The following is a 12,409-nucleotide window of genomic DNA, read 5'->3' as shown; positions in this document are numbered from 1 at the left end:
AGCTAGCCACCATTGGCACGCAAGATTTTGTCAAGCAGCTTCGTTGGTAGCAGTCTTCTTGAAATGCCCATGATATAGGTAGGAACCGTTACATAATAGTGGGCTTTGGGATTTTTTGAGGTCAATGCCTTTTGCAATTTCGCCAGCACGGCTTCGGGTGGAAGCTCAAAGGTATCCTTGTCTGCACTTGCTGGATCTACTGACGTGCCCCGGGCAAGGCGCACCTTATATTTCTCCGCATGGACAGAATTTTCCGTATCGATATTGGCCTTGAGTTTTTCCAACGCATTAAGGCGGAAATGGGAGGTAATGGGGCCGGGTTCGATCTGCACCACATGAATATTGCTGCCATGCAGCTCCAGTCTCAATGTGTCAGTCAGACCTTCCAGTGCGAACTTGGAGGCATTATAGGCACCTCGATAAGGCAAGGCTACGAGGCCCAGAACCGATGAGCATTGAATGATGTGGCCATGCCTCTGTTTGCGCATGACGGGGACGATCTGGCGGGTCAGTTCATGCCAGCCAAAGAAATTGGTTTCGAACTGTGTGCGAAGAGCCGAAGTTGGCAGATCCTCAACAGCACCCGGCTGTCCATAGGCACCATTGTTAAACAGCGCATCCAGCGTACCATCAGTTTGCTCGAGAACGGTTTTTACAAGCGCGTCGATGGAGTTTTGTTCGGTATAATCGAGATACAGCGCATTCAGACCCTGATTGCGCAGATTTTCAAGATCCTCATCTTTTCGTGCTGTTGCGAAAACCTCCCATCCTTCTTCTTTGAGGGCCAAAGCACAGCAAAGGCCGATGCCGGTGGAGCAGCCGGTAATCAGGATGGAACGTTTGGTCATGAAAATCTCACCTACATTGAAATTGCTCGTTCAGATGTAGGAAAGCTCAGGGCAAAAGAAAAGAGTGATCGCGGAGCGATCACTCTTTTTGTCTTTTCTCGGGTAATCCCCGCCATCATTTACTTATCCAGCAAACGACGAGCGATGACCTGCGCCTGAATTTCGCCAGCGCCCTCGAAGATATTGAGGATACGGGCGTCACAGAGAACACGGGAGATGGCATATTCCAGCGCGAAACCATTACCACCATGGATCTGCAAGGCGTTATCCGCAGCAGCCCAGGCAACGCGAGCGCCGAGCAGTTTTGCCATACCAGCTTCCAGATCACAGCGCTTGTCGTGATCTTTCTGACGTGCGGAATAATAGGTGAGCTGGCGAGAAATCATCAATTCCACAGCCATCATTGCCAGCTTGTCAATCACACGCGGGAAGTTGATCAGAGCCTTGGAGAACTGGATGCGCTCCTGAGCGTAGCGCAGGCCAAGATCTAACGCGGACTGAGCCACACCGATGGCGCGGGCTGCGGTCTGAATACGAGCGGACTCAAATGTCTGCATCAGCTGCTTGAATCCTTGGCCTTCCACACCACCCAACAGGTTCTCTTTTTTGACTTCGAAATTGTCGAAGGAGATTTCATATTCCTTCATGCCGCGATAGCCGAGAACCTCAATCTCACCGCCATCCATGCCTTCTGCAGGGAATGGGATGGCATCATCACCGCGAGGTTTGGTCGCCAACAGCATGGAGAGGCCTTTGTAGCCTGGCTCATCTGGATTGGTGCGAGTGAGTAGGGTCATCATGTCGGCGCGAACCGGATGGGTAATCCAGGTCTTGTTGCCGGTGACCTTGTAAGCCTCGCCATCCAGAACAGCGCGGGTTTTCAGGCTGGCAAGGTCGGAACCGGTGTTTGGCTCGGTAAAGACGGCGGTTGGCAGAATTTCACCGGAAGCAATCCTTGGCAGCCATTCGGCCTTTTGCTCCTCGGTACCACCGCAGATGATCAGCTCGGCTGCAATCTCGGAACGGGTGCCAAGGGAGCCAACGCCGATATAGGCCCGGGACAGCTCTTCGGAGACCACGCACATGGATTCCTTACCCAGACCAAGACCACCGAACTCTTCTGGAATCGTTAGGCCGAATACGCCCATTTCTGCCATCTGATTGACAATATCGAGCGGGATATATTCATTTTTGAGATGCCATTCGTGAGCATGCGGGGTGACTTCGCTGTCCGCGAAGCGGCGCATTTCCTCGCGGAAGGCTTCCATGGTTTCATCCAGACCGGCATCGCCAAACGAAGCAGAGCCTTCAGCCGCTTCCATCAGAGCAACCAGACGGGTGCGGATCTCTGGCGTGTTACCCTCAGCCATCAGACGCTTGACCTCTGAGGTCTGAGCGGCTGCAACAGCATCTTCGGAGACACCGAAATCAGATAGGCGAACGATTTCACCCTGATTCATAGGGATGCCGCCAAAGATCTGGGCCAGATATTCGCCAAATGCCATACGGGTGATCAGGCTTTCCATCTCACCAAAGCGCCCCTCAGCACTCATGGTAGCGGCATAGCCCTTCATTTCTTTCAAAGCTTCCACATAGGTGGCGAACCAGGCGAGGCCATGAGTGGCACGCTGTTCGGCTTCTACCTTCTTGGAGTTGACTTTGCCGTCCACCACGACTTTCTCACGCACGGCATCAATGATGGCGTCAAGAAGGGTTTCACTTGCCTTGACGGCGGCTTCCATGTCGGAATTAAAAGAATCCGGGGTCTCAATGGTCACTGTTTCGATGGTCAGAGACATGGATATGGCACTCCCTTGTGATCAGTCAATCAGAGCAAAGTGTGCTCAAACCGGGGCGACTGATCCTGCTAGTCATACAGGTTTGGTTTTGTTTGCTGCAGTGCACAGTGACGCTGCTCTGCAACAAACGCAATAGGCCATAGGATTAATGTGATGTTTTGTTGCGCATGTTCGCCAATTTCGCATGGCTGGCGAGGAAAACTCCCGCGCCTGTAATGATGATGCCGACAATCTGGATGAGCGTGATCGGTTCATCAAACAAGATCCAGGAGAAAATGGCGGTTACGGCAGGAATCAAATAGAAAAGTCCAGCAATATTTGAGACTGCTCCCTGCTCAATGAGAAAGAGCAAAAGGAAAATGGCGCCGATAGATAAAACCAGGACCAGCCAGCCAAGTGCGAAGATAAAGTCAGGCGTCCAGTCCAGAGTTTGGGTTTCGGTCATATAGGCAACAATACCGACCAAAAGCGCTGCAGCAATATACTGCCATACGGTAGAGGTGCGCATGTCCAGATTGCTGGCAAAACGCTTTTGATAAATGGTACCAACGGAAATGCTGAGAACAGCAATGAGAGATGCCGTAATTTGGGCAGGCGTCACCGAGAAATCTCCACCCTGCAGGCGTGGATAGAGAACCAGGGAAATACCAATCATGCCCAGAATGAAACCCATGACATGATTGCGGGTGATGGCTTCCTTAAGCACCATTGCCGCAAAAAAGGCCGTCAGAACAGGTTGCAATCCCATGACCAGTGCAGCAAGCCCCGCTGGCATTCCATCATCAATCGCCCAGAATACGGCACCTAAATAAGCGCCATGAAGCAGCAAACCTGCGATGAAGGCATGAAAGGCTTCCTTGGCTGAGGGCCATTTTGCCTTCAACAAAAGGGCAAGGGGAATCAGCAAGACCAGAACTATGACAAAGCGAATGGTCAGAAATGTCATTGGCTCTGAATAGGGAGCACCCATGCGTGCACCGATAAATCCGGTGGACCAGAGAAAGACGAACAGGATGGGAGTTAGCTGGCCCAGTTTCTGAGAGAAGCTGCTGGTCATGAGCCGGGGACTTTCTATTCAGCGAAAAGAGAGACCCATCAACATCAAGGTGGGTCGCAGAAGGGAAGGGTATGAAGCCTCCTTGCCAGTTTTGGAGCAAAGCTTCAAGGAAAATAGACCATTGTGGCGCGATTGAACGCTCTTTGGGTAATAATGTCACTTTCGGATGCTGATTGCTGTCGGATTTGCTATGCAATAGCTAATGATTGCGAATCTTTGGCTCTTCAGCGCAACTCTGAAAAGTTGAGGTCGTTTTCGGACAGGGATGCGCGTTGAAACAGAGAAATAAAGCGCCGCTTGCAAATGCAATAGTCATCAGATGTGTTTTGACAGGTGGAAAAGTTGTTCTTCACTCCTATGTCAAAGTCATAGGATGAATTGTTTCTGTCAGACCTTCCCGGCAACGGGATTAAGGATAGATCGGGTATATGGCTGAGTGGATATCACTACCGGTGCGGCTTTTTTGGCGCTTTTTGGACAATCATGGCATTGCTCTGGCAAGCAACATCGCCTTCTCGCTTCTTCTTTCTCTGTTTCCTTTCTTGCTGCTGGTCACAGGTTTCACAATTCTGGCTGGTGGGGATCAATTGGGGCCGGTTGTTCAGCATGCCTTGTCCATTTTACTTCCCGATGCCATCGCCGATATCTTGCAGCCGGAAGTGGATGCAGTGGTGAGCGCAAGCAGTGGCCGCCTGCTCTCTGTCTCGGCTTTGATCTTTCTGGTGACACTGACCGGTGCAGTAGAAAGTCTCAGGGAAGGTCTGAATCGCGCTTATGGCTATTATGAGCGCCGCTCCATCTGGTCTCGTCGGGCTGGCGGTTTGATTGCCATTCTTGGCGCGGGGCTGGTGCTTGTGGCGGTATCGGCTGGTCTGTTTTTTGCGCCGATCATCTGGAACCTGGCACTGCCACACGCCCAGTGGCTGGAGAATTTTGAATTTACCTTCGATATCATTCGCCTTGGCATTGCCTTGCCGATGTTGTTGGCTTTTCTGGTGGCCAGTCACCGTTGGCTGCCGATGCGGGTAATTGAATGGCGGGATTTATGGCCCGGTGTGGTGGTCACGCTGGTGCTATGGTATCTGGCCGGGCAGGGTTACAACTATTATCTCTCGAATTTTGCCTCCTACTCCCGTGTTTATGCGGGTTTGGCTGGTGTTGTGACGACACTCATCTTTTTGCATATCATTTCCTCCATCTTTTTGATTGGAGCAGAAGTGAATGCACTGCGGATGCGATTGCTTCGGATGAAGCAGAACAGGATTTCTCGCGCAGAACTGGAACATCCAGGCAGCACCAACTGAATATCGTGTTCAAGAGAATAAAGAAAAAGCCGGGCATTACCCGGCTTTCTTTTTGATCATATGGCAATTGCCAGCTAATTAGACTTCTTCGCCACGGGAGGCGAGGATGGTGTCCTCCAGCGTACGCAGACCGGTGCGGGTGGCATTGACCATGCAAGCCATGTTGCCCGGTGCGTGCTTGTTTGCCAGCATCAGTTCGTGTGCCTTTGGAATCTGCTCCCAGGAGAAAACCTCGGACATGCAAGGATCAACCTGACGGTTGATCACCATCTGGTTGGCAGCCATGGACTGCTTCAGATGAGCAAAGTGAGAACCCTGGACACGCTTTTGGTGCATCCATACATAGCGGGCATCCATGGTCAGATTGAAGCCAGAGGTACCAGCACAGAAGACGACCATGCCGCCACGCTTGGCAACGAAAGTGGAGGTTGGGAAGGTTGCTTCGCCCGGATGCTCGAACACCATGTCGACATTGTTGCCTTTACCGGTGATGTCCCAGATCGCTTTACCGAATTTGCGAACTTCCTTGAACCAGTCCTTATATTCGTCGGAATTCACTGTTGGCAGTTGGCCCCAGCAATTGAAGTCCTTGCGGTTCAGAACGCCGCGTGCGCCAAGGCTCATGACATAATCGCGCTTGGTCTCATCAGAGATCACGCCGATTGCGTTTGCACCAGCGGCGGCAGCAATCTGCACACCGAACACGCCCAGACCGCCGGAAGCGCCCCAGATCAGAACATTCTGGCCAGGCTTCAGATCATGTGGAGCATGACCGAACAGCATGCGGTAAGCGGTTGCCAGGGTCAGAACGTAGCAAGAACTCTCTTCCCAGGTCAGGTGCTTTGGACGCGGCATCAGCTGCTGAGCCTGTACGCGAGAGAATTGAGCGAAGGATCCGTCTGGTGTCTCATAGCCCCAAATGCGCTGGGTTGGTGAGAACATTGGATCGCCGCCATTACATTCTTCGTCGTCGCCATCATCCTGGTTACAATGGATGACAACTTCGTCGCCCACTTTCCAGTTTTTCACTTTGCGGCCAACGGCCCAAACGATGCCGGACGCGTCAGAACCAGCAATGTGATACGGGTTCTTGTGAACATCCAGAGGAGAGATTGGCTCACCAAGGCCAGCCCAGACGCCGTTATAGTTGACGCCAGCGGCCATGTTTAGCACCAGCACTTCGTGGCTGTCCAGTTCCCAGGTTGGAACCACTTCCAACTGGAATGATTTTTCCGGGGTGCCATGACGTTCTTTACGGATGGCCCATCCGTACATTTCCTTAGGAACGTGGCCCAGAGGTGGGATCTCACCTAGTTCATAGAGATCTTTTTTCTCGCCGGTTGTGCCTTGAGCAAGGAGTTCTTCAGCCATTTTCTCCTCCTGAATGGTCTTACTCTAAGTCTCAGTCAATCGCATATTGCACCGCAGCAGGGGTTCGACGCAAGCGACAATTTATAACGCAGTCGCGAAACTATCCTAAAAAAATACATTGAATGATATGCTTCTTATTGCCAATTTGCATTTTGCGCATGCGAAGAAGACTATGTGTCATGCCGTTGTGCGGTTATATAATTGCATGATGAAAAAAGCGCAGTTCGTGCGGATTGAGAAGAGGGTATTTCGCCGTAGGTACAGTGATATCACTTGGACCAACTTGTGCTTTCGAGAGATAAGCCGATCCGATTATGAAAAGTCCGGCAACTTTTCGAGGATGAGCTTTAGTAATATGTGTCGGGAGAAATCGTCATGACCAAAACAGGGACCCTGGACCCAAAATCAGCATCTGATGCTGCTGGCCAGAGCAAGCCAAAAGATCGCCCATGGATTTTCCGTACTTATGCCGGTCACTCAACGGCCAAGGATTCCAATGCCTTGTATCGGATGAACCTATCCAAGGGGCAGACCGGTTTGTCAGTGGCGTTCGATCTGCCAACCCAGACCGGATATGACCCCGATCATGCTCTCTCTCGGGGGGAAGTTGGTAAGGTTGGGGTGCCGATTTCCCATATTGGTGATATGCGGGAATTGTTTGATCAGATCCCGCTGGAGCAAATGAATACCTCCATGACCATCAACGCAACAGCAGCTTGGCTTTTATCGCTTTATATTGCTGTAGCAGATGAGCAGGGCGCGGATCGCTCCAAACTGTCCGGCACCACGCAGAACGATCTGATCAAGGAATATCTGTCGCGCGGCACCTATGTCTTCCCGCCAGCGCCAAGTCTGCGTCTAACCACTGATATCATTGGCTTTACCTACCGGGAAATGCCGAAATTCAACCCGATGAATGTCTGCTCCTATCATTTGCAGGAAGCAGGTGCGACGCCGGTGCAGGAATTGGCCTATGCTTTGTCCACAGCCATTGCGGTTCTGGATGCTGTGAAAGAAACAGGAGCGGTATCGGAAGAAGATTTCCCCAAGGCAGTTGGCCGGATTTCCTTCTTTGTGAATGCTGGTATGCGCTTTGTGACCGAGATCTGCAAAATGCGCGCATTTGTGGATTTGTGGGACGAAATTTGCCTTGAACGCTATGGGGTTAGCGAAGAAAAGTATCGCCGCTTCCGCTATGGTGTGCAGGTCAACAGCCTTGGCTTGACCGAGCCGCAGCCGGAAAACAATGTCTACCGTATCCTGATTGAGATGCTGGCTGTTGTGCTGTCCAAGAAGGCCCGTGCCCGGGCGGTCCAGCTGCCAGCATGGAACGAAGCACTTGGCTTGCCGCGTCCATGGGATCAGCAATGGTCCTTGCGTATGCAGCAGATCATGGCCTTCGAATCTGATCTTCTGGAATATGGCGATATCTTTGATGGGTCCAAGGAAATCGACGCCAAGGTTGAGGCTTTGAAAGCTGAGGCCAAGGCAGAAATGGCCCGGATCGAAGAAATGGGCGGCGCGATTTCGGCCATTGAATCAAGCTATATGAAGCAAAAACTGGTCGAATCAAACGCCAAGCGCTTGGAAGGCATTGAGACCGGCGATCAGACCCTCGTGGGTGTGAACAAGTTCAATCAGACTGAACCATCTCCTCTGTCCGGCGGTGAAGACAGCGGTATTTTGACCGTTGATCCACAGGTTGAGGGCCAAGCTGTGGATAAAATCAAAGCGTGGCGTGCTCAGCGCGACAATAGTGCTGTGGAAGCAACCTTGGCAGCGCTTCGTCAGGCTGCTGAAGCTGGTGAGAATATCATGGAGCCATCCATTGCTTGCGCCAAGGCTGGTGTAACCACCGGTGAATGGGGTCAGGTTCTGCGGGATGTCTTTGGTGAATATCGTGCGCCGACTGGTGTTGGCAAAGCCGCCCGTGTGAATGGCGATGACTTGAGCGACGTTCGCGATGCTGTGAATGCAACATCAGACAAGCTTGGGCGTCGTTTGAAAATTCTGGTTGGTAAGCCTGGTTTGGACGGCCATTCCAATGGTGCGGAACAGATTGCCGTTCGAGCCCGCGATAGCGGTATGGAAGTCGTCTATCAGGGGATCCGTCTGACACCTGAGCAGATCGTCAATACAGCTCTGGAAGAAGGCGTGCATGTGGTTGGTCTTTCCATTCTCTCCGGCTCACATCTGGCTTTGGTCGGCGATGTGATGCAGCAGATGAAGGAAGCCGAGCTGGATGATGTGCCTGTGATTGTCGGTGGCATTATTCCGCCAGCAGATGAAGAAGAACTCAAAGGCTATGGTGTCTCTGCGGTCTATACGCCAAAGGACTTCCAGCTGAACGAGATCATGAAGGACATTGCCGATCTGGTTGGTAAGCAGGCTTAGTTTGCTCTTACCGGCTGTTCCTAGCATTAATACGTCTTCGCGCTATTCCTGATCTTTGATCAGGGCTCCAGACGGGGCGCTTCGCGCTTGCCTATCGGCCGTCGCAAAAGGAAGGATTTCCTTTTGCGGGTCCTTTTCCCAAATCAATCTCTCAAGGATAAAAGAATTCGGCGGAAACATAGGTTTCCGCCGGGAACCGATAGGTGACCGGGCCGCATGGCCCGCCCACTCGGAGGCCGACGCGTAGCGTCGAATTGCCGTGAGAGAGAATCAAATATTATTCCGAATATGACTGACCAGATCTGCCGCGCGGATGGGTCTTTGTTGCCAGCCATCGAATAGCACCAAGCTTTTGGGAGCTTTATCCGATGAGGTTGCGATAAGGGGGATTTTTTCCCAACGCTTGTCATTGCGGATGGTGCGGGCAAGGGCCCAGCCATCAATATCGGGCATGCGGATATCCATGAAGATTAGATCCGGGATGGTTTGTTTCAAAGCCTGTAGTGCTTGCTCGGCTGAGACCGCATGATGGACGCGGATATCCATCGCTTTGAGCATTTCACCCAAAATCAGATGATTGGTTTTGTTATCGTCAACGACCAAAATGGACAAATCTGAAAGTGCTTTTGAGGAAGCCTGTTCTTCTGAATATGCAGCATTCTCCTCATCCGATTGTGAGAAGACAGGAATCAGCGGTAGCAGGATCTGGAAACAAGCGCCCTTGGGGCTGTTTCGTTGGGCAGTGATTGTTCCGCCCATGACGCTGATGATGTTGCGTGCACTCCAAAGGCCAAGGCCTGAGCCGGATTTTTCCGGCACCTTGGCTCCCCGATGATAGGGCATGAAGAGCTTTTCCGGATCTTCTTGCCCAAAGCCGGTGCCGGTGTCGCAAAGCGTGATTTGTAGCTGCTGGCTCTGGCTGTGCAATTTCGCAGCAAGGCTGATATCAGCCGGGCCTGCATAGGCCAGCGCGTTATCAAGCAACAGCATCAGAACCCGGTGTAATTGAGCCACATCCAGTATGATCGGTGGCAGATCCTTGATGGTGTCATGCAAGGTCAGTGAAAAGCTGGAACTGGTACTATGGACCAGCCCAAGCGCTAGCGTTCGAAAATCACTGAGGCATTGCTGTAAGGATGTTCCATCCATGCAAGGCTGGGCCGGCTCACGGACACCACCATCCATGATGGCCAAAGCATTGTCAGCAGCCAAGTGGATGGCGTCGATCAGATGATTGGTCTGGTTTTGCGTTCCGGACTTTTTTATAAGATTGCTGAGGGAAATAATGGCGGTGATATGAGTTCGTAAATCATGGTGCAGACTGTCTGTCTCCAGCACTTTGGGTGTGATATCGGGTCTTTTTTTCATTGTCACAGCCTGCCAGAGCGTATTCCCGAAAAGTGAGCGCGGTTTTCGGATATGAATAGGCTCAAAACAAAGGTTCGAGCATTGGGAATGGGGAAAAAGCGCTACTCACCCCGATGCCGGCCAATTGGCACTGGTCAGCTCAACCAGTTTTACGCCATTATGGAAGCAATCTTGTTACTATATCCATATCATGAGCTTGTTTATGGGTTCAACATATCCTGTGGTTACAAGGATATAGACTTTTCTTCACTGCCATTTCTCCTTTGGCAAGTCCCTGAACATATTGTTTTTCAGATTATGCAGGTTTGGCCATAATGGTTGATGTCTTCTCGCTTGTTTTTCCAATTTTTGGCCTCATCGCGCTTGGCTATGGATTGTTGGCCAGCAAGTTGTTACCGGAAGGAAGCGGGACAATCCTGTCGAAATTCACCTTCATGGTACCGATCCCTTTATTGATTTTCCGGGCTTTGGCCAGCAACGACCCGGCTGAACAGGCGCCTTGGCTGATTTGGATTTCCTATTTCTTTTGCGTCGCAGTCATCTGGCTTGCTGCCATGTTAGCCGTGCGCTGGGGCTTTTCGCGCAAAGGACCAGCCCTTGTGATTGCCGGTGTTTCAGCGGCCTTTTCCAATACGGTTCTGTTTGGTATCCCGGTGGTTTCCGGGGCTTTTGGAGATGAAGGATTGGTTCCAGTTCTGATTCTGCTTTCCATCCATCTGCCGGTCATGATGCTGGTCACATCGGCCATGGTGGAAGGCTTTGCTGCCAAGGAAAATGGCGGTGGATTGGGTCAATTGGACTGGTGGGGTATGATTAAACGGGTTTTCTTCAGCCTCGGCAAAAACCCGATCATTTACGGTATTCTGGCTGGAGGAATTTGGGGTGTGTTTGGATGGCCTATTCCTTATTTGGCTGGACTGGTGATTGATCGGGTGGTGCCGGTCGCATTACCGCTTGCGCTCATTTCCATGGGGATGGGGCTGCGCCATTATGGATTGCGCGGTAATATTGCTCCCGGTTTTGTACTGGCACTTTTGAAGGTGCTTGCTTTCCCCGCCCTTTGCTATTGGGTGACCTTCTTCGTTCTGCCGATGGATCCGCTGTGGGCTGCAGCTATTGTGCTGGTTTCGGCTTGCCCAACCGGCGTGAATGCCTATCTGCTTGCAGAACAGTTTGAAGTGGGCCATGGCATTGCCGCCAACAGTATCACATTGTCTGTTCTGATGGCTTTTGTTGCCTTCCCATTCTGGTTGGTTGTTGTCAGCTAAGAAGAGAAGCAGCCAATTTGTCCAGATCGATATCATCGATGCCTGAGGCCTTTCGGATGTCTGCTGCGCTGTAGCCTTGCTCGCGCAAGGCTTTCAGACTGATATCCTGCTTGGACTTGGAGAGCTTTTGCCCCTGATCGTTGTTGATCAAGCCATGATGAAAATAAGTCGGCTCCGGTAGATCGAACAAAACTTGTAACAGCCGATGCAGGCCCGTGGCCCAGAATAGATCCTGCCCGCGAACAATATGCGTGATGCCTTGCAAGGCATCATCCAGCGTGACCGAGAGATGATAGGATGTCGGGCAGTCTTTTCGGGCCAGAATCACGTCTCCCCATCTTGCAGCATCCATTGCCATCTGTTGGTTCAGGATAGTTTCGCCATCTGGATGAGGTCCCAACTCGCGCCAAACCTGCTCTTTGAGCTTCGGATGCTGGTTCAAGATTGCTGTCATATCCAGTCGCCAGGCCGGAGGCGTTTGGTTTTGCTGGTTTGGATCTTCTTTTTCACCCAGCAAATGGCGGGGATAGAGCGGAGCGCCATCGGGATCAGAAGACCATGGCTCAGATGCGTTCTGATTGGCAATCACTACGGCCTTTTTGATGTCCGTTCGGCTGGCATGAGAGGGGTAAAGCCAGCCCTTCTCTTTCAGTTCATCCAGTTTTTGCTGATAAGCATCGAAGCGGCTGGATTGCTTCAGAACCTCGTCCTCCCATTCAAGGCCAAGCCATCTCATATCATCCAGCATCTGGTTGATCCGCCCATCGGTACAGCGGGCGAGGTCAATATCCTCGATCCGCAGCAAAAAGCGGCCATCCATGCGTTTTGCCAATTCAAAATTGAGAAGGGCGGAAAAGGCATGGCCGAGATGCAGGGCACCATTGGGGCTGGGGGCGAAACGAAGAATGACTGACATGAATTCTTGTCTGTTTGATTTGCTCTTGTTTGTTGATAGCGTGCCTGATGATAAGCGTCCAGTTCGACCCGAAGGAATGGTATC

General features: G+C 51.7%; 9 protein-coding genes. 3 read left to right on the top strand and 6 right to left on the bottom strand.

Annotated features, from left to right (window positions below):
* Positions 1-2: 2 nt before the first annotated feature.
* The 3 genes from CRO57_RS23290 to CRO57_RS23280 all read right to left on the bottom strand — a co-directional run bounded on the left by CRO57_RS23290 (position 3) and on the right by CRO57_RS23280 (position 3,704).
* Complete coding sequence (locus CRO57_RS23290; protein ID WP_097155931.1) at positions 3-848, bottom strand: SDR family oxidoreductase; 846 nt, start codon at positions 846-848, stop codon at positions 3-5.
* A 119-nt stretch (positions 849-967) separates the two neighbouring features.
* Positions 968-2,647 carry an acyl-CoA dehydrogenase family protein gene (locus tag CRO57_RS23285; protein ID WP_097155930.1) on the bottom strand — a complete coding sequence of 560 codons (1,680 nt, stop codon included), beginning with the start codon at positions 2,645-2,647 and terminating at the stop codon, positions 968-970.
* Positions 2,648-2,792: 145 nt separating this feature from the next.
* Entirely contained in the window at positions 2,793-3,704 is a 912-nt protein-coding gene (locus tag CRO57_RS23280) for a DMT family transporter (protein ID WP_097155929.1), read from the bottom strand.
* A 428-nt stretch (positions 3,705-4,132) separates the two neighbouring features.
* Between CRO57_RS23280 and CRO57_RS23275 the strand changes: the two genes are divergently transcribed.
* Positions 4,133-5,008, top strand: a complete 876-nt coding sequence (locus CRO57_RS23275; protein WP_097155928.1) for a YihY/virulence factor BrkB family protein — start codon at positions 4,133-4,135, stop codon at positions 5,006-5,008.
* A 78-nt stretch (positions 5,009-5,086) separates the two neighbouring features.
* Here the strand turns inward: CRO57_RS23275 and ccrA are convergent, their stop codons facing one another.
* Positions 5,087-6,379 (bottom strand): crotonyl-CoA carboxylase/reductase, encoded by a 1,293-nt coding sequence (ccrA, locus tag CRO57_RS23270; RefSeq protein ID WP_097155927.1) that lies wholly within the window; start codon positions 6,377-6,379, stop codon positions 5,087-5,089.
* 375 nt (positions 6,380-6,754) lie between these two features.
* Here ccrA and CRO57_RS23265 point away from each other — a divergent pair, with 375 nt between their 5' ends.
* Positions 6,755-8,773, top strand: a complete 2,019-nt coding sequence (locus CRO57_RS23265; RefSeq protein WP_097155926.1) for a protein meaA — start codon at positions 6,755-6,757, stop codon at positions 8,771-8,773.
* Between the two features lie 270 nt (positions 8,774-9,043).
* Here CRO57_RS23265 and CRO57_RS23260 read toward each other — a convergent pair whose 3' ends face one another.
* Entirely contained in the window at positions 9,044-10,141 is a 1,098-nt protein-coding gene (locus CRO57_RS23260; RefSeq protein ID WP_097155925.1) for a hybrid sensor histidine kinase/response regulator, read from the bottom strand.
* Between the two features lie 314 nt (positions 10,142-10,455).
* Here CRO57_RS23260 and CRO57_RS23250 point away from each other — a divergent pair, with 314 nt between their 5' ends.
* Complete coding sequence (locus CRO57_RS23250; RefSeq protein WP_097155923.1) at positions 10,456-11,409, top strand: AEC family transporter; 954 nt, start codon at positions 10,456-10,458, stop codon at positions 11,407-11,409.
* On the opposite strand, the gene gluQRS is transcribed toward CRO57_RS23250, so the two are convergent.
* Positions 11,402-12,325, bottom strand: coding sequence for a tRNA glutamyl-Q(34) synthetase GluQRS (gluQRS, locus tag CRO57_RS23245; protein WP_097155922.1), 924 nt, complete (start codon positions 12,323-12,325; stop codon positions 11,402-11,404). The genes CRO57_RS23250 and gluQRS overlap by 8 nt on opposite strands.
* Positions 12,326-12,409: the final 84 nt, after the last annotated feature.

Origin of the sequence: Cohaesibacter gelatinilyticus (assembly GCF_900215605.1) — a bacterium.
GTDB lineage: Bacteria > Pseudomonadota > Alphaproteobacteria > Rhizobiales > Cohaesibacteraceae > Cohaesibacter > Cohaesibacter gelatinilyticus.
This window is presented reverse-complemented; position numbering and strand designations above follow the sequence as displayed.